The 15,281-nt window shown below is 73.7% G+C and carries 17 protein-coding genes; 6 read left to right on the plus strand and 11 right to left on the minus strand.

Annotation, left to right across the window (positions count from 1 at the left end; genetic code table 11):
• Positions 1-17 precede the first annotated feature (17 nt).
• The 4 genes from BLU82_RS33385 to BLU82_RS33400 all read right to left on the minus strand — a co-directional run bounded on the left by BLU82_RS33385 (position 18) and on the right by BLU82_RS33400 (position 3,995).
• Positions 18-818 carry an alpha/beta hydrolase gene (locus BLU82_RS33385; RefSeq protein ID WP_197682633.1) on the minus strand — a complete coding sequence of 267 codons (801 nt, stop codon included), beginning with the start codon at positions 816-818 and terminating at the stop codon, positions 18-20.
• 31 nt (positions 819-849) lie between these two features.
• The gene (gene nhaA / locus BLU82_RS33390; RefSeq protein WP_092625087.1) at positions 850-2,727 is read right to left on the minus strand and encodes a Na+/H+ antiporter NhaA; all 1,878 of its coding nucleotides are present in this window, start codon (positions 2,725-2,727) and stop codon (positions 850-852) included.
• Positions 2,728-2,798: 71 nt separating this feature from the next.
• The gene (locus tag BLU82_RS33395) at positions 2,799-3,737 is read right to left on the minus strand and encodes a hypothetical protein (protein WP_092625088.1); all 939 of its coding nucleotides are present in this window, start codon (positions 3,735-3,737) and stop codon (positions 2,799-2,801) included.
• A 12-nt stretch (positions 3,738-3,749) separates the two neighbouring features.
• Positions 3,750-3,995 (minus strand): DUF2630 family protein, encoded by a 246-nt coding sequence (locus BLU82_RS33400; RefSeq protein ID WP_092625089.1) that lies wholly within the window; start codon positions 3,993-3,995, stop codon positions 3,750-3,752.
• 64 nt (positions 3,996-4,059) lie between these two features.
• Between BLU82_RS33400 and BLU82_RS33405 the strand changes: the two genes are divergently transcribed.
• Positions 4,060-5,010 (plus strand): endonuclease/exonuclease/phosphatase family protein, encoded by a 951-nt coding sequence (locus tag BLU82_RS33405; protein WP_092625090.1) that lies wholly within the window; start codon positions 4,060-4,062, stop codon positions 5,008-5,010.
• A 115-nt stretch (positions 5,011-5,125) separates the two neighbouring features.
• On the opposite strand, the gene BLU82_RS33410 is transcribed toward BLU82_RS33405, so the two are convergent.
• Together BLU82_RS33410 and BLU82_RS33415 are read right to left on the minus strand one after the other, a co-directional pair.
• Complete coding sequence (locus BLU82_RS33410) at positions 5,126-7,678, minus strand: FAD-dependent oxidoreductase (protein WP_157741422.1); 2,553 nt, start codon at positions 7,676-7,678, stop codon at positions 5,126-5,128.
• Positions 7,679-7,780: 102 nt separating this feature from the next.
• Positions 7,781-8,230, minus strand: a complete 450-nt coding sequence (locus tag BLU82_RS33415) for a MarR family winged helix-turn-helix transcriptional regulator (protein WP_092625092.1) — start codon at positions 8,228-8,230, stop codon at positions 7,781-7,783.
• Between the two features lie 72 nt (positions 8,231-8,302).
• Between BLU82_RS33415 and BLU82_RS33420 the strand changes: the two genes are divergently transcribed.
• Positions 8,303-9,190: an LLM class flavin-dependent oxidoreductase gene (locus tag BLU82_RS33420; RefSeq protein ID WP_197682634.1), complete on the plus strand. Its 888-nt coding sequence runs from the start codon at positions 8,303-8,305 to the stop codon at positions 9,188-9,190.
• Between the two features lie 150 nt (positions 9,191-9,340).
• Positions 9,341-9,814, plus strand: coding sequence for a class I SAM-dependent methyltransferase (locus BLU82_RS33425; protein ID WP_231947863.1), 474 nt, complete (start codon positions 9,341-9,343; stop codon positions 9,812-9,814).
• On the opposite strand, the gene surE is transcribed toward BLU82_RS33425, so the two are convergent.
• Positions 9,798-10,619: a 5'/3'-nucleotidase SurE gene (surE, locus tag BLU82_RS33430; protein ID WP_092625095.1), complete on the minus strand. Its 822-nt coding sequence runs from the start codon at positions 10,617-10,619 to the stop codon at positions 9,798-9,800. The genes BLU82_RS33425 and surE overlap by 17 nt on opposite strands.
• Entirely contained in the window at positions 10,616-11,626 is a 1,011-nt protein-coding gene (locus tag BLU82_RS33435; protein WP_092625096.1) for a 1-phosphofructokinase family hexose kinase, read from the minus strand. The genes surE and BLU82_RS33435 overlap by 4 nt, the downstream gene beginning before the upstream one ends.
• A gap of 114 nt (positions 11,627-11,740) precedes the next feature.
• On the opposite strand from BLU82_RS33435, the gene BLU82_RS33440 reads away from it, so the two are divergent.
• Positions 11,741-12,007, plus strand: coding sequence for a GlsB/YeaQ/YmgE family stress response membrane protein (locus tag BLU82_RS33440; RefSeq protein WP_092625097.1), 267 nt, complete (start codon positions 11,741-11,743; stop codon positions 12,005-12,007).
• On the opposite strand, the gene BLU82_RS33445 is transcribed toward BLU82_RS33440, so the two are convergent.
• Together BLU82_RS33445 and BLU82_RS33450 are read right to left on the minus strand one after the other, a co-directional pair.
• Entirely contained in the window at positions 12,004-12,657 is a 654-nt protein-coding gene (locus BLU82_RS33445; protein WP_092625098.1) for a UdgX family uracil-DNA binding protein, read from the minus strand. The genes BLU82_RS33440 and BLU82_RS33445 overlap by 4 nt on opposite strands.
• Positions 12,650-13,621 carry an NAD-dependent epimerase/dehydratase family protein gene (locus BLU82_RS33450; RefSeq protein ID WP_092625099.1) on the minus strand — a complete coding sequence of 324 codons (972 nt, stop codon included), beginning with the start codon at positions 13,619-13,621 and terminating at the stop codon, positions 12,650-12,652. The genes BLU82_RS33445 and BLU82_RS33450 overlap by 8 nt, the downstream gene beginning before the upstream one ends.
• Before the next feature lie 93 nt (positions 13,622-13,714).
• Here BLU82_RS33450 and BLU82_RS33455 point away from each other — a divergent pair, with 93 nt between their 5' ends.
• Complete coding sequence (locus tag BLU82_RS33455; protein ID WP_197682635.1) at positions 13,715-14,398, plus strand: GAF and ANTAR domain-containing protein; 684 nt, start codon at positions 13,715-13,717, stop codon at positions 14,396-14,398.
• A 66-nt stretch (positions 14,399-14,464) separates the two neighbouring features.
• Positions 14,465-14,806 (plus strand): WhiB family transcriptional regulator, encoded by a 342-nt coding sequence (locus tag BLU82_RS33460; protein WP_197682636.1) that lies wholly within the window; start codon positions 14,465-14,467, stop codon positions 14,804-14,806.
• Between the two features lie 5 nt (positions 14,807-14,811).
• Here BLU82_RS33460 and BLU82_RS33465 read toward each other — a convergent pair whose 3' ends face one another.
• Complete coding sequence (locus tag BLU82_RS33465; RefSeq protein ID WP_092625102.1) at positions 14,812-15,225, minus strand: hypothetical protein; 414 nt, start codon at positions 15,223-15,225, stop codon at positions 14,812-14,814.
• Positions 15,226-15,281 lie beyond the last annotated feature (56 nt).

Below are 15,281 nucleotides of genomic sequence, written 5' to 3' on the forward strand. Positions count from 1 at the left end.
GGTCCCAGCGTACGGCGTCAGAAGCCGCGCGCTTTCAGCCAGGCGAGAACGTCGTCGGCGATGGTCCGCCACCCGCCGTCGATGCCGAGGCTGTGCCCGCGGTCGGGGTACTCGCGGAGCTCTGTGACCGCCGGTGACCTGCGGTAGAGCCGCGCCGTCGTGCGGACGATGGCCGGCGCGACGGTGTGGTCGCGGCCGCCGAGGGTGAGCAGCAGCGGCCCGCGGCCCGCGTTGCCGGTGGCGACCCGGGCCGGCGACGACGGGTTGAGGTTGGCGAGGGCGACCTCGAACAGCGGCCGGCCGGGCGACGGGATGGCCCAGCGGGCGAACAGCTCGTCCGACTCGCGCTCGGTGAGGGCGTTGCCGAAGCCGTAGCGGAACTGGCCTCGGTCGAGCGCGACCGCACGGCCCCGGTTGGCCGGGTTGCGCAGCGCGATCGAGGCGACCCGCAGCGACGACGGCGGCAGATAGATGACGCCCTTGATCGGCGCCGGGTCGAGTGCGACGGCCGCCGCGCCGAGGTTCTCGCCGAGCAGGCGCTGCACGATCAGCCCGCCGAACGAGTGGCCGACGAGGACCGGCGGCATTGGCAGGCCACGGATCAGCTCGGCATAGTGGTCGACGACGGCGTCGATGCCGATGCCGGCGACCCGCTGCGGCTGGGCGCGGGTCTCCTCGGCGGACCCGCTGTCACCGGGCCAGCCGGGCGCCTCGGCGTCGTAGCCGGAGTCGCGGAACAGCTCCACCCACGGGCGCCACGAGTCGGCGTGCAGCCAGAGGCCGTGGACGAAGACGACGGGACGGCGATCGGTGGACACGGCGATCCCCCCTCGGATGTGCCTGCACCGATCATGGACCCGGATCGCGCCGTTGGGAACGGGTCGCGCCCAGCTCGCGTGTGATCGCCGCGCGCAGCGACTCGAGGTCGTACGGGCCGTGGTGGCGCTGCCCGTTGACGAAGAACGTGGGGGTGCCGGCGACGCCGCTCTGCTCGGCGCTCTCGACGTCGCGGGTGACACGCAGGGCGAAGTGCCGGGACGACAGGTCGCGGGCGAACCGGTCGACGTCCAGGCCGAGGTCCTCGGCGTAGCGCAGCAGGTCGGGGTAGGTGAGCGCGTCCTGGTGGGTGAGCAGCAGGTCGTGCAGCTCCCAGAACCGGCCCTGCCGGCCCGCCGCCTCGGACGCCTCCGCCGCCAGTTGGGCGTGCTCGTGCACGTCGGTGAGCGGCAGGTGCCGGAACACGAACGTCAGATCGTCGCCGAAGGCCTGGGTCAGCTCGCGCAGCACCGGCTCGGCCCGGCCGCAGTACGGGCACTCGAAGTCGCCGTACTCGACCAGCGTGACGCGGGCGTCCGCGGGGCCGCGGATGTGGTCGGCCTCGGGGTCGACCGGGTCGGCGAGGTCGACGATCGGGGCGGCCAGCCGGTCTTCCCCAGCCGTCCGGGCCCGCCCCGGCAGGTGGCCGATCAGCCGGAACACCAGCAGCGAGAGCACCGTCGCGAGGACGGACGCGGCGAGGATGCCGAGCTTGGCGTCGTCGAGGTGGTGGCCCTCGAACGCGATGCCGGCGATCAGCAGCGAGACGGTGAACCCGACACCGCCGATCGTCCCGGCGCCGATCAGTTGCGGCCACGGCACCGTCAGCGGGAAGCCGAAGCGGCTGGCCAGCCACGTCACGCCGACGATGCCGACCGGCTTGCCGACCACCAGCCCGAGCACGATGCCCAGCGTGATCGGCGACGTCGCCGCCTCGCGCAGCACGTCGGCGTTGATCACCAGGCCCGCGTTGGCCAGCGCGAACAGCGGCACGATCAGGTAGTTGGCCCACGGGTGGAACAGGTGCTGCAGCCGCTCGTTCGGCGAGATCGCGGTCGCGAGGGTGCGGCTGGCCGTCCGCGCGTACTCCGGCACCGGCTGCTCGCGGAACAGCCGCCACACCGCGCCGACCCGCTCCAGGTCTTCCCGCGAGGGCGGGAACGCGGACGCGATGAGGCCGAGCGCGATGCCGGCCAGCGTCGCGTGCACGCCCGAGACCAGCGTGGCCAGCCAGATGCCGGAGCCGACGATGAAGTACGGGACGCCGTGCCGCACGCCGCTGTACTTGAGCACCAGCACGACGCCGAACAGCGCGACGGCCACGGCCAGCGCCGCGAGCGACACGTCCTCGGAGTAGGCGATCGCGATGATCGTCAGCGCCACGACGTCGTCGACGATCACCGCCGTCAGCACGAACGTCCTCGTCCGCGGCGACGCCCGCTTGCCGGCCAGCGCCAGCACGCCGAGCGCGAACGCGGTGTCCGTCCCCATGACGATCGCCCAGCCGTGCACGGCCTCGCCGTCGCCGGCGTTGACGGCGAGGTAGAGCAGCGCCGGGACCGCCATCCCGCCCAGCGCCGCCAGCACCGGCGTCGCGACGCGGCTGCGCTCGCGCAGCTCGCCCATGTCGAACTCGCGCCTGATCTCCAGCCCGACGACGAAGAAGAACAGCGCCATCAGGCCGTCGTTCACCCAGTGCCTGATGTCCAGCGACAGCTCCGCGTCGCCGAGCCGGATCGACAGCTCGGTGTGCCAGAACTCCTCGTAGCTGTCCGGCCACGGCGAGTTCGCCCACACCAGCGCCGCGACGGTGGCCGCCAGCAGCACGACCGCGCCGGAGCTCTGCGTCGCGATGAACTCGCGGATCGGCGAGGCGAGTCGCCGCGACCGCGGGGTCTGCCCGGTCGCCATGCCGTGATCCTAGGACCGGGTGGACGGGCTTGAGGGCTGGCTTCGCTGTTCCGGCTGGTGCTCGCCGCGGACTATGTCAGCCGGCTGAGTTGCTGTTTGGCTTCGCGGCGGCGCCGGCGGGCGGCTTCGGAGGCGCGGCGGGCGGTCTCGACGTCGTCTTCGGCGGATCCGACGTCGTCGCGGGCTTGTTCGAGTTCGCGGCGGGCGGCGGCCAGTTCCTCGGTCAGCCGTTCGACCGCCTCCTGCGCCCGCTCCAGCCGCTGCCGCTGGTCGTCTAGCGCGGCCTCGGCATCGTCGACCTGGTCTTCGGCGGCGTCGACGGCGGCCTCGGCCTGCTCCAGTTCGCGTTCGGCCCGTGCCTGGTCCCCGGCGGACTCGGGCTCCGCGGCGGACTCAGAAGCGGCCGAGCCGGCCGGCTCGGCCTCCGCCTCAGCCGCCGGCGTCGCGCGCGGCCGCCGCGTGGTCTCGAGCCGCTGGCCACGGGCGACCCGGGCCTCGGACAGCGAGATGACCTCGGCCGCCTCGCCGTCGTCCTCGACGGCCCCGAACCCGACGTGTTCCAGGCCGTGCGACAGCCGCGCGGCCCGCAGCACCTCGGCGGCACGCGGGTCGGCGATGGCGGCGTCCAGCGAGGCGGCGACGGCCTCGATCAGGTCGGGCCCGGCCTTCTGCCCGGCCGCGGCGGCCACCTTCCGGGCCGCCTTGAGCAGGCCGTCGACCTGTTTCTTGCGTTCGGCGGTCAGTTCACGCAGCGCGGCGCCGTCCATGGCGGACATCGCCCGGCGCATGCGTTCGCCGAGGTCGGCGAGCGCCTGGACGTCGTCGTCGTGCTGACGGACCAGCTGGTTGGTCAGCCAGGCCGCCACCGTCGGCTTGCGCAGCGCCTTGACCCGGGCCGCGACGTCGCCGGCGCCCTCGCTCTTGAGCCGTTTGGCGAGCGTGTTGCGGGCTTCGACGAACTCGTCGGGCGGGAGGGCGTACAGCTCGTCCGCCGCGTCGTCGAGGTTCATGCGACCAGTGTCCTACTGCAGGTACTTCTCCACCTCGTCGACGGGCCGGGCGGCGGCTTCGTCAGGGTTCTGTCCCGCCTCGACGCGGGCGCGGCGCTGGCGCAGCAGGTCCCAGCACTGGTCCAGCTGCTCCTCGAGCTGCCGCAGCCGGGAGTGCTCCTCGTCGGTCGAGATCTCACCGGTCTGCAGCCGCTGCCGCAGCTGGTGCTCGTCCTCGACCAGCGCGTTGATCCTGGCCCTGATGTCGTCTTCCTGCATCGCTGCTCCCACGGCTCGGTCCGGGACCTGACCCTGCCGAGCATAGGCACGGTACCGTCAGGCCGTGACCGTCATCGGCACATGGAATCTGGAGAACCTGTTCCGTCCGGGCGACGGCGACGGCCGGCCGCCGGACCGGGCGACCTACGAGGCGAAGCTCGACGCGCTGGCCGGCACCGTCGGGCGCATGGCGCCGGACGTCCTCGCAGTGCAGGAGATCGGCGAGCAGGCCGCGCTGGACGACCTCGTCGAGCGGCTCGACGGCGACTGGACGACGCACGTGTCCGAGCATCCCGACAGCCGCGGCATCCGGGTCGCGGCGATCTCGCGGCTGCCGGTCGACGAGACCGAGGACCTCGTCGCGTACGCCGACGGCGTCGGGCCGGTGCGCGCGTCCGACGGCGGAGCGTTGTCGGAGGAGATGGGACGGGGCGCGCTGCGGGTCCGGGTCCGCACGGCCGCCGGCGGCACCGTCGACATCGTCACCTGTCACCTCAAGTCCAAGCTGCTCAGCTACCCGGGCGGCCGGTTCAGCCCGCGCGACGAGGGCGAGCGGGCCCGCTACGGCGCGTTCGCGCTGTACCGCCGCGCGGCCGAGGCGGCCACCGTCCGCGAGTGGGCGAACACCCTGCTCGACGGCGACGGGCGGCAGCGCGCGCTGGTGGTGTGCGGCGACCTCAACGACGAGCCCGGCGCGGCCACCACGCAGATCCTGCTCGGGCCGGGCGGCTCGGAGATCGGCACGCCCGGCGAGACCCAGCCCGACCAGGGCGACGCGTGGCGGCTGTGGAACACCGCGCCGCTGATCGCGGAGGCGCGCCGGTACAGCCGCGTCTACCGGGGCCGCGGCGAGCTGATCGACCACGTCCTCGTCTCGCACCAGCTGCTCGGCCGCATCGAGGCGGTCGACAGCCTGGTCGACCGCGGGCTGGCGTCGGTGACCGACGACCCGCGGCGGCGCGCGGCGGCCGAGGACTCCGACCACGCCCCCGTCGTCGCGACGTTCACGGACTGACGCCGCGGCATCGTCGCTGGTCGCTATCGGTGTGCGCCCCGCTTTGCAATGAGCACCGATACGCATCACCCGCGGGCGATGCGTATCGGTGCTCATTGCAAGGGGGCCGGCGACCTCAGGTGAGCGTCAGATTCTCGAACACCGCCAGGCCGAGCCGGTCCTGCACGTGCGCGCAGGACAGCACGCCGACGTCCTGGGTGGGGGCGGCGGACGGGAGGTCGATGGCGCCGATCGGCTGCCACGTCGTGCCGTCGATGCTGTACGAGCCCTCGAACCGGGTCTGCGAGCGGACCAGCCGCAGGTGGACGGGGTACGGCGACGGCGTCATGGGCGCGCGCAGCACCGACTCGACCGTTCCGCTGCCGTCGGCGTCCCAGAGCAGCAGCAGCCCGTTCTCCGGCTTCACCACCAGCGCGACGTAGCCCGCCGACGTCCCGGCGCCGCGCAGGTCGTTGCGGAACACCAGCCCGGCCCGGGCGTTGGGGTCGGTGGCCTCCTGGTGGACGACGGTGACGGTCGCCGTGGTCGCCGGGCCGGCCGCGCCGTCGTGGAAGATCGCGCCGTAGTGGTCGACGCCGGTCCACAGGTCGACGCCGTTGCCGAGGATCGCCAGCCGCGCGCCCCGCTGCCCGAAGTGCGCCCGCGTGGACGCCGCGGTCTGCAGCGGCGGCTGAACCGGTTCGGCGACGGCGACGGCGTGCGTCGCGCTGTGGCCGGCGCCGTCGTCGTACGTGACCGTCGCGTCCAGCGCCGCCTGCGACACCGGCTCGGCCGGGGCCGCGGCCGTCACCCGCCACGTCGCGGCGAACTCGGCGCCCGGCTCCACGGCGCCGGTCTCGACCGGCGTCGACGGTGTCACCGTCCACCCGGCCGGAGCAGCCAGCGCGAGCCGCACCCCCGTGACCGTCGCCGGCTCCTCGTTGACGAACGTGACGGTGACGTCGCCGGCGGCGCCCGGCCGCAGCTCGTCGGGCGCGTCGAACGCGAGCACGCCGGCGTTCGGTGGCCACGTGATGACCATGCCGTCGGCCCGCAGCCGCTGCCGCAGCGCCGGGTAGGGCACGTCCTGCACCGCGACACCTGACGACAGCGCGAGGTCGGCCGCGACCGCCGCCGCGTGCCCCGTCGCCATGAACACCGGCTCCATGCGGGCCGACCCGAAGGCGATGTGCGACGCCGAGATGGCACACGTGACCAGCAGGTTCGCGCACTCGCCGCGGGCCGGGACGATGGCGCGGTAGGAGATGCCGTACGGGCCCGCCGGTGGCACCTGCACGTCGCCCTCGTTGCGGGCGAAGCCGCCGACGACCACGCGGGCGCAATTGTGCGAGTCCATGGTGTACGACGCCAGCGCGATCGGGTCGGGCGCCGCCACCGTCCACCGGCAGTCGTGCTCGGTGATGACGTAGTCGGCGACCATGCGGCGGGCCTCGCGGATGTACAGCTCGTGCGACCAGCCGCCGGTGCCGGTGAACTCGTCGTGCGTCAGCCCCCAGCCGTTGACCTCGGTACGGACAGCGTCGGGCACCCGTGGGTCGTTGGCCAGGAACCAGAGCAGCCCCTGCTGGTACGTCACGTGGTCCTGGAAGATCGCCTCGCGCGTGGCGTGGTCGCCGTCGGGCCAGGAGTAGTTGCGGCCGATGTTGTCGGTGCTGACGGCGCCGTGGTTGTTGAGGTCGGTCTTGCCGTTCGGCATCGGCGTGTTCAGCCGCATCGCGTCCCACACGCCGGCCTGGAGGTAGCGCAGCAGCAGCTCGTAGCGCCGGGCGTCGTAGTTCGGCGGCCGGGGGAACGGGCGGCGGTCCGCGGCGCGGGTCAGGCAGACGCGGAAGTTGAACGCCTGGATCCGCTGGTCGCCCTGGCCGGTGCTGCCGGGAGGGTCGGCGGAGACGCCCTGGAGCAGGCCGCTGGCCGGGTCGCCCGGCACGACGTAGGGGTCGATCTGGCGCTGGAACTGGTGACCGGAGCGGAACTGGACGCCGTTGAGCGTCTCGCCGTACGTCGCGTTCGACTCGCGGCCCACGGTGTAGCTGACCCCGGCCGCCGCCAGCAGGTCGCCTTCGTAGCTCGCGTCGATGAACGCCTTCGCGATGAAGACCTTGCCGTTCTCGGCCCGCAGCGAGTGGATGCGGTCGCCGACCATGCGGACGTCCTGCAGCCGGTGGTCGCGGTACACCTCGACATCTGTCTCTTCGATCCATGAGTCGAAAGTCTGCTCGGCGACGTGTGGCTCGAATGTGAACGACTCCGGCCGGCCGTAGTGCTGGCCGAGGCGGCGGTAGAACTCGCGGCTCAGCCCGCCGATCGACTCGATCCGCCCGGTGTCCGTCGCGCCCAGCCCGGCCGAGCTGAGCCCGCCCAGGTGCCGTCCGAACACGACGAGGGCGACGCTGTGCCCGGCCTGCGCGGCCCGCACCGCCGCCGTCACTCCGGCCGACGTGCCGCCGTAGACGCAGACGTCGGTGCGCACGATGCCCGGGTCGCGCGGGACGGGGTACCAGTAGCGCAGCCCGGGGTGCTGGTCCGGTCCGACGACGGCCGCGGGCGCCGGCACGCCCGCGGCCGACGTGGCACTGGCAGCGGGCGCCGGCACGCCCGCGGCCAGCCAGAGGGCCCCGGCGCCCGCGGCCCCCAGCACAGTGCGGCGGGTGGGTTCGGGAGCCGGCATGCGCATCACCCTCCGACGCTGGAAAGCGGTTGCCCGGATCGTACCGATCATCATGCATCGAGGGGAAGTGTCTAGCGTCGGTGAGTTGAGAAACCAACAAGATCAGTGGCGAAAGTCGCGCCCGAGTGTCCAGAGGAGATCGCGGAACTCCGGCCCGCTCAGGTCCGGCGCGGCGGCGAGGAACTGCCGCTCGGCCGCGTCGACGGCCCGGGTGGCGTCGGCCCCGATGCGCCGGCCGTGCTCGGTGGGCTCGACCAGGTTCTTCCGGCGATCGGCCGGGTCGGGGCGCCGCCGCACGAGCTCGAGCGCCTCCATGCGGTCGACCATCGCGACCATCGTCGTGCGGTCGACCTGCAGCTGACGGGCGAGGTCCTGCTGCGACATCGCGTCACCCCGGGTCAGCAGGGTCAGCGCGGCCAGCTCGCGCGGGTCGACGCCGTACGGCTCCAGTGCCTGCCCGACCAGCGTGGCCAGGTGCAGGTGGGTGCGCTTGAGCAGGTAGTGGAGGCGGAAGCCGGGCGGCGGCGAGCCGGCGGCGTCGTCGGTGGCCATGCGTCGATTGTGCCACTCCACTGATCGTCAGCTAGACTGACGATCAGTTATACTGACGAAAGGATGATCGCCATGAACGAGGTCAGTTTCGGGATCAAGACCACCCAGGTGCACGTGGACTACGCCGACCTCGTCCGGGTGTGGCGCGAGGCCGACGAAGTCCCCGTCCTCGCCGACGCCTGGCTGTGGGACCACCTGGTGCCGATCATCGGGCCGCCGACGACGCCGGGGCACGAGGGCTGGACGCTGCTCGCCGCGCTGGCCGCCCAGACGTCGCGCATCCGGCTGGGGCACCTGGTCACGAGCAACCGCTTCCGGTCGCCGGCGCTGCTGGCGAAGATGGCGGCGACGGTCGACATCGTCTCCGGCGGCCGGCTGATCCTGGGGCTCGGCGTCGGCGCGACCGACGCACACGGCGCGGGGCAGGAGTTCGCCGCCCGCGAGCACGCCGCGTACGGGTTGCCGCTGGTGCCGCCCGCCGAGGGCCGGGCCGCGCTGGCGGAGGCGTGCACGATCGTCCGCCGGTTGTGGAGCGAGGAGCCGTTCGACTTCGACGGCGAGCACTACACGCTGCACGGCGCCGTGTGCGAGCCCAAGCCGGTGCAGCGCCCCGGCCCTCCGCTGCTGATCGGCGCCTACGGGCCGCGGTCGCTGCGGGTCGTCGCCGAGCACGCCGACGTGTGGAACGTGCCCGGGCCGCCGCACTTCGACCTCGACCTCCTGCGGGAACGGTCGGCGCTGCTGGACCGGCACTGCGCGGAGATCGGGCGCGACCCGGCGACGATCGTCCGCTCCGTCCAGCTGATCGTCGACTACGATCAGGCCGCGGCCGCACGTGCGACGGTCGAGGAGCTGATCGAGGTCGGTTTCGGGCACATCGTCCTCAGCGTGCGGCCGCCGTTCCCCGACGGCGTCGCGCACTGGCTGGCCGACGAGATCATCGCTCCCGTTATTCGGTAGCGCCGGCGGCCGGCAGACGGTGTGCTGGTGCCATGGAGGTCGTGACGGGCGACGCGTTCGGCCGGGTGCTCGAGCGGTGCCACGCCGCCGGTGGGCGGCCGGGCGTGGCGTACGCCGTCGTCGAGCGCGACGACGGGCACATCGGTGTCCATGACGCCGCCGCCTACTTCGCCGGGCGCCGTGGCGGTGGCCCGCGCCCGCGGCGTCGACGCCCGGGCGGGGTCGGCGACGGCGCTGCCCGGCGGCCTCGGCACCTTCGACGCCGTCCTGCTGCTCGGTAACAACGTGGGCCTGCTCGGCTCGGCCGCCACGGCGCCGGAGGTGCTGGCCGAGCTGGCCCGGGTGACGGCGCCGGGCGGGCGGCTGCTGCTGTCGGGCCTGGACCCGTTCGACACCGACGACCGCGAACACCTGGACTACCACCGGTGGAACCGCGAGCGTGGCCGGCTGCCCGGCCAGTGCCGCATCCGGCTGCGTGACGGCCGGCTGGCGACCGAGTGGTTCGACTACCTGTTCCTGTCCGAGCCGGAGTTGCGCGCCTTCGTCGACCCGTCGCCGTGGCGCCTCACCCGGTGGGAGCGCGAGGGGCACGGGTACGCCGTCGAGCTCATTCGGCCTCGGTAGCCACGGCGGCGTCGACCAGCTCGTCCAGCGCCGGCACGTCGATCTCGCACACGGAGCGCACCGCGGTGATCACGGGGTGACCCTCGGCCAGCAGAGCGGCGTCGGTGCCGGTGCCGGGCGGCTCGGACAGGTCGGCGACGGAGAGCCGGATGTGCTCGTCGGTCTGCTCGGTCATCGTGGTCTGGACGATGCCGAACTCGGCCAGCGGCGCGACGCGCAGGCCGGCCAGTTCGTCCGGCTCGCGGTCGGGGACGTTGAGGTTGAGGATCGTGCCCGGCCGCTGCTCCAGCAGGAACGGCACCACGCGGGCGGCGAGGTCCGCCGCCGTCGCCCAGTGCGGCTCCGCGGCCGGGTCCTCGAGATGGAACTCGACGGCCAGGCCCACGTCGAGCGAGACGGCGAGGCCCCGGCGCCCGTTGATGCCGGCCGTGAGGGCGGCACCGACCGTACCCGAGTGCAGGATCGCCCGGCCGACGTTCGCGCCGTGGTTGACCCCCGAGAGGACGACATCGGGCGGATCCCCGAACGCGCCGTACGCCGCGATCAGCGCGATCAGCCCGGGCGCGCCGCCGACGGCGAAGGCCGGCAGGTCCTCGAGGCCGTCCAGCGTCCGCCGCTCCAACGCGATGCGGTCGCGCTCCTGCAACCCGGCGATGATCGACGCGCTGCTGCCGCTGGACTGCACGGCCGGCGCTGCGACGACCGTCTCGAGTCCCAGGTCGCGGACGGCCGCGGCGAGGGTGCGCAGGCCGGGCGCGTCGATGCCGTCGTCGTTCGTGACGAGAGCGCGCTGCGGGCCGGTCACGAGTCGCGGGTCCGTTCGGCCAGGTCGCGCGGGGTCACCTTCGCCTGCGGCGCGGTCGCCGCGTGGCCGCCGGGCGCCAGCCGCTCCACCTCGACCAGGTCGCGCAGCTTCACCACGGCCTCGGCGTCGCCGGTGCCGAGCCCGTGCCGCGTGACGTTGAGCATGCCGGCCGCGGCGCCCAGCCTGACGGCGTCCTCGATGCCGCCGCCGCGGGCCAGCGTCGCCGTGACGCCGGCGGTGAGCGAGTCGCCGGCGCCGTGCGTGTCGGCCGACTGCAGCCGCGGCATCCGCACGATCCGGACGACGTCGTCGGCGAGCACCAGCAGCGGGTCGTCCGCCCGCGTGACGATCACGTACCGCGCGCCCTGGTCGTGCACGTCGTGCATCGCCCGGACCAGCGCCTCCTGGTCGTCCGACGCCGCGCGGCCGTCGGCGAGCAGTTCCTCGTGGCTGACCTTGACCACCGTCAGGCCGCTCTCCAGGACGGCGGCCAGCCGGTCGCCGGCGAGGTCCGCGACCACCGGCTTCCCGACGGCACGCAGGTCGGCGGCCAGCCGCCGGTACGCGTCGGCCGGGAGCGCATCGCCGGCCGCCGGGTGGTCCGAGGGGCCGCTGAGCAGCACGGCGCCGGCGTCCAGCGCGGCGCTCAGCGTCAGACCGTACAACTCGTCCAGGTCGTGCCGGGTGAGCGGATCGGACGGCGCTTCGGCCACCTCGACCCGCTCGCCGCCGCGACGGTCGTGGATGTAGGCGCCGTTGCGCCCGGCGCCCTCGACCGCCTTGACGGTGACGCCCTCGTCCTCGATCAGATGCCGCAGCACGGTCCCGGTCTCGCCGGCCAGCACGCAGCACATCGTCACCGAGACGCCGAGGGTGACGAGCATGCGGGCCTGCCAGACCCCCTGGCCGCCGGCGTGGACGTGGATGTCCGGCCGCCCGGCCTGATCCTCGATCGTCAGCGTGAGCACGGGCGACGGGGCGAACAACGCGACGTCGCTGTGGGTCATGGGCTGTCTCCGTTCGTCGACCGCGACGTACCCAGGCGGCGATGAATTCACGCCATCGGGGTACGCCATCGGGCAGGATCGGAACAGGCACACCATCCAGTTCGGGGAGGGCCCGTGGAGGTCAGCGGCATCATCTCGGCCATCATCATCGGCGCGATCATCGGCGCACTGGGCCGCCTCGTCATCCCGGGGAAGCAGGCCATCCCCATCTGGCTGACCATCGTCATCGGCATCGTCGCGGCGCTCATCGGCACCGCCATCGTGGGCCCGCTGCGCGACACCAGCGGCGTCGACTGGATCGAGATCATCGTCCAGGTCGGCCTCGCCGCCGCCGGCGTCCTGCTGGCCACCAGCATGCGGTCCAGGGGCGGCACACCCTAAAGCAACGGCGTGACGGCCCGCAGGTCGGCGACGAAGCCGGCGTACGCCGCGTCCCGGTCCCGGGAGCGCAGCACCGCCGACGGATGCACGGTGGCGACCACCATCGCGTCGTCGAGCGGCGGGCCGTCACCGGGTTCGGTCAGCGGCGAGCCCACAGCGTAGTCGGCCCACTCCAGCGGCTGTCCGTGCTGCTTCGTGACCCGGAACGACCGGCCCAGGATCGATGCGGCCGCGGTGGCGCCGAGCACGACGAGCACCCGTGGGCGGACGGCGGCCAGCTCGGCCCGCAGCCACGGCCGGCAGGCCGCGATCTGCCCGGCGTCGGGCTTCTCGTGGATGCGGCGCTTGCCCTCGCGGTGGAACTTGAAGTGCTTGACGGCGTTGGTGACGTAGGCGCGGTCGCGGTCCAGCCCGGCGTCGGCCAGGGCGCGGTCCAGCAGCCGCCCGGCCGGGCCGGCGAACGGCCGGCCCTCGCGGTCCTCGACGTCGCCGGGCGTCTCGCCGACCAGCATGAGCGGCGCGTCGCGCGGACCGGCGCCGAACACGGTCTGGGTGGCGTCGCGGTAGAGGTCGCAGGCTTGGCAGTGCTCGGCCGTGGCGCGCAGCCGGGTGAGCGATCGCGTCAGCGGGACGGCGGCGACGTCAGGCACGCCGGACCCTGCTCCGCCGGAACCACGCCAGTGTGGCGGCCAGCCCGTCGTGCACCGAGGTCCGCGGCTGCCAGTCCAGCAGCTGTCCGGCCAGCGTGATGTCGGGGCGACGGGCCCGGCTGTCGACCGCCGGCGGCTCGACGAAGACGATCTCGGCGGCCGGGCCGGCGATCTCCGCGACCTCCTGTGCGATCGTGTACACCGGCACCGCCTCCGGGCTGCCGATGTTCACCGGCCCCGGGTAGCCGCCCTCGGCCAGCGCCAGCAGGCCGGCGACCGCGTCGTCGACGTAGCACAGCGACCGGATCTGGGTGCCGGGCCCGGGCACGGTCAGCGGCGTCCCGGCCAGCGCCTGCCGGATGAACCGCGACACCACGCCGCCGTCGTCCAGGCGCATCCGCGGCCCGTAGGTGTTGAAGATGCGCCCGATCGCCGTCCGCATGGTGTACGTCGTCCGGTACGCCGTCGTCAGCGCCTCGGCGAAGCGGCGCGACTCGTAGTAGGCGCCGTAGCCGTCGACGGGGTCGACCTGGCCGACGCGGTCCTCGCGGCTGGGCGCGTCGCCGGCCGGTCCGTACACCTCCGACGTCGACGCCAGCACGAACCGGGCCGACCGGGCCCGGGCGAGGTCGAGCGCGTTCAGCGTGCCCGTGCTGGTGCTGCGCATCGTCGCGACCGGGTCGAGCAGGTAGTCGCTGGGCGCGGCCGGCGCCGCGAGGTGGAAGACGACGTCGACCGGGCCGGGCAGCTCGCCGTCCAGGTCGTCGTTGAGATCGCGCCGGAGCAGCGTGAACGCCTTCTCGTCGATCAGGTGCCGGAGGTTCGCCGAGTGGCCGGTCTCGAAGTTGTCGACGCAGGTGACGCGGTGTCCGGAGGCCAGCAGGGCGTCGCACAGGTGCGAGCCGAGGAACCCCGCCCCACCCGTGACCACTGCGTGCGGTCGCAGATCGCCGTTGCCCACCATGTTCGGGTGCGTACCCGATGGGGAGTATCGACACTGCCGACCCGCTCGGGGAGGATGATGGCCCGGTAAGGGCTCGAGGGGGCGGAGGACGGCGTGACCGAACCAGATGCGGGCGACTTCGCCGAAATGGCGCTCGCCTTGCACGACGAACCCGATGTCGAGCAGACGCTCGAGCGGGTGGTCGAATACGCACAGCAGGCGACGGTCTGCGACGACGCCGGCCTGATGCTGCAGCGCGGCGGCGGGCGCCTCGAGACGGCCGTCGCCTCCGACCCGCGGGTCGGCAAGGCCGACGAACTGCAGACCGCTCTCGGCGAGGGCCCGAGCCGGGCCACCATCGAGACCCGCACGTCCATCCTGATCGAAGACACCGCCACCGAGCCGCGCTGGCCGGCGTGGGGCCCGCAGGCCGCCGACCTCGGCCTGCGCAGCGTGCTGTCGGTGTGCCTGCGCACCGGCAACTCCACGCTCGGCGCGCTCAACCTCTACAGCCACCGGCCGGGCATGTTCGACGACGACGACACCGACGTCGCGGAGATCTTCGCCCGGCACGCGTCGGTGGCGCTCGCGTCGGCGCGCGAGGAGCACGGCCTGCGCCAGGCCATCGGCGCCCGGCACCTCATCGGGCTGGCCCAGGGCATCCTCATGGAGCGCTACGGCCTCGACGCCGACCGCGCGTTCGCCGTCCTGCGCCGCTACTCCCGCAACAGCAATGTCAAGCTGCGCGTCGTCGCCGAACGGATCATCGCCACGGGGCGGCTGCCCGACGAGCCCTGATCCCGGGCCGTTCGGCCGGTTTGCCCGGGAACCCGTGGGTAACCGGGGGTGATGACTGTCGGGGTGATGCGGATCGTCCGGAGGACGGAGGCCGGACGACGCAGCGATGTGGTGGTGCCGAGTCCGCACGAGCCCGGTGCTCGGGTCGACTCGGCGTCGTGGTGGGAGTACGGGCTGTGCCGGGGGTGGGACGCGGACCTGTTCTGCGTCCCCGAAGGGGTGTCGCCCAGCCGCAAACGCGCTCAGGAGACCCGCGCGAAACGGATCTGCGAAGCCTGCCCGGTCCGGGACCGTTGCCTCGCCGAGGCGATGGAACGTGACGAGCAGTACGGCGTGTGGGGCGGGCTGGACACCGAGGAGCGGCGGCAGCTGGAGCGGCGGCGACGGGGGATGCGCCGCTCCAGCTGACCGCGTTACCAGCCCGGCCGTCGCTGGTCGTCGGCGACGACGTCGGGGCCGGTCCGGTCCGGATCCGGCGCGCCGTCTCGCGGCGTCGCGGGGTCCGGGGCGTCGGGGTGCAGGGTGTCGGCCGTGCGACGCCGTTCCGCGGCCGCCGCGGCCTCGTCGCCGGCGGTGGCCTTCAGGCGCTCGGCCTCGGCCTCCTGCTCCGCCGCCGTCGCCCTCGCGTGCCGGGCCTGCGCGGCGCGTTCGTCGGCCTCGGCGCGGTGCCGTTCGGCGGCCCGCTCGGCCGCGGCGGCCTGCTCCCGCTCCTGGACGGCCGCCTCGCGGCGGGCGGCGCTGTGGCCGCGACGGCGCGACAGCAGCCACGCGGCGACGGCGATGAGCACCACGATGATGACCAGCACCACGATGAGCTCGGTACTCATGGGTACCTCCCTCCGCCGCGGCCACGGTGGCCGCGGCATCCGGCACCCATACCCGT

The sequence above is a fragment of the Jiangella sp. DSM 45060 genome (assembly GCF_900105175.1).
Classification (GTDB): domain Bacteria; phylum Actinomycetota; class Actinomycetes; order Jiangellales; family Jiangellaceae; genus Jiangella.